This is a genomic window from Qipengyuania atrilutea (assembly GCF_013370205.1).
In the GTDB taxonomy this organism is placed as follows: Bacteria; Pseudomonadota; Alphaproteobacteria; order Sphingomonadales; family Sphingomonadaceae; genus Actirhodobacter; species Actirhodobacter atriluteus.
In genome coordinates this window covers 1-1,786 of sequence record NZ_JABWGV010000012.1, presented here as the reverse complement: position 1 = coordinate 1,786, position 1,786 = coordinate 1, and the positions used below count along the sequence as shown (strand labels likewise).

Below are 1,786 nucleotides of genomic sequence, written 5' to 3'. Positions count from 1 at the left end.
ATATGCTATCAGGGGCTATGTCTGATGTGCTTGAGATTATCGGCGGTTTGACGGTGGCGGCTATCGGCATCGGCGTTTCTATTCTCGCCCTCACAATCGCAGGAAACATCTACGGCGGGATCAAGGGCGCGTATCGCATTCGCGCAATATCGGCGCGGGCGGGAAAGCCTCGGATGCCGCACACCAAGACAATCATGCTCGGCCTTAAGGCTTGGCTCGGACAGCGTTACCGAAACGGCACAGGGACATACTGGGAAGTCGGCTTGATGCGCGTTCCTATTGATGGGCGCGACAAGATCGAGCGCGGATAGCCTTTCCTACATCATCAGTCCCATGCCACCCCGCCTACATGGAAGAGATGGTTACGATCCCCCGGCTTTACCTGAGCAGGTATGCTTCCGAACAGATCAGTGGTGAGGCATGGATCAGACAAACATCGGCCCTTCATAGCCGTAACGATCCCAGGGGTCGTCAAAGGTAAAGCCTTGGCCGCGCAAACCCATCCGGCCATTGCCCAGATTGAACTCCGAGCAATCCAGATGCCTGTTGATCGCATGGGCGAACCAGTCGGCACGGACGCGCGGCTCGTGCGCCTCGATGTAGCCATTGTGAAAGGTGGTTCCAGGATCGGTGCCAAGTTCCAGATCGCTTGTTAGCACCAGCGTCGTATAATCAAAGCCAGCGGGCAACACAAACTGCCACTTCGCGGTCTGCCCGACGATCCGCACCGGGTGGCTTTCGTGGTGGATCAGGTTCCAGTAGTTCCTGCCGCGCTCTTCGTGGCGCAGGTGGCTGTCATAATCCTCGACCTGAGCGTGAACGCCATCCCATTCTTCAGGGCTGCGCGCTTCGCACGATAGAACGTCCCCGGCTTCCATGAAGGGGATGAGCTTGTCGAAGCGGTAAGCCGAAGCCTCGCGAACGGTCTGCGTTGCGCCCGTCGTATCGTTGACGAGGGTAATTGTCTTGCCGTCGGCTTTGCGCAACGTGTGCTTGTATTTGAACCCGTAACGATAGCCCGAGATGAACTGCAGACCCGCTGGCATATCAACCAGCGGCGTGTTCTTGTAATACTCGATCTGGATGTCGCTCTGCTTCGCGCGCCATTCCTGAAACCCTTCGTCGAGATAATCCCAGTATTGATAGTCGGGGATGGCCTTGTAGTAGCGGGCGACCCGCTGGGCGTTCCATGGACGTCGAACACCGTTAGCGTCCACAGCGCAGGGCGGGGCAATCCATTCCGGCGACCGGTTGACCATGTGTCCCTGCGACCGTCCGTCCCCGTTGCGGCGCAGCTGCTCGTAATCGCTGTGCCCGTTCACGGCGTTGTTGTTGGCGAACAGATGAAGGTGTCCGCCTTCGTCCTGTCCGCGGCGAGTGATAGGATCGAACAGCCCGAAGAAAGTGGTGTTGCCGACGAAGCGGAATGCACCAACCGGATCGGTCCCCATTGAGCCAGGAATGCGCGCACCGACCGTGTATTGCTCGTATTCGGCATCGGTCAGAACAGCGATCGGCGGTTGATCTGCCGTCTTGATACGCAGGCCGGGGACAAGCGGTTTGGGTGGGGCAGGGTCAACCGGCTCGTCAATCGGGTCGGGAGTGGGGGTAGGCGTAGGCTCCGGCGACGGATTAGGCGCAGGCTCGCCGCCTATCTCAATCGCTCGGTCCACGGCATAGAGCGCACGCGCCATTGCCTTGCGGCCTGCGGTAATCTCCAGCAGCGCCTTGTCGTGGTTCGCCCGCGTGGCAGCGTATTCTGCTCGGTTAATGGTGTTCTCGGCTA

The 1,786-nt window shown here is 59.2% G+C and carries 1 protein-coding gene and 1 pseudogene; one reads left to right on the top strand and one right to left on the bottom strand.

All coding sequences use genetic code 11. The features are described 5' to 3' along the window. Window positions 1–311 (top strand): hypothetical protein (locus HUV48_RS14135; RefSeq protein ID WP_217906842.1); only part of this gene is annotated, 311 nt, incomplete at its 5' end. Between the two features lie 114 nt (window positions 312–425). Here the strand turns inward: HUV48_RS14135 and HUV48_RS14130 are convergent. Then, window positions 426–1,786: pseudogene (locus HUV48_RS14130) on the bottom strand (DUF1996 domain-containing protein); the annotation flags it as partial.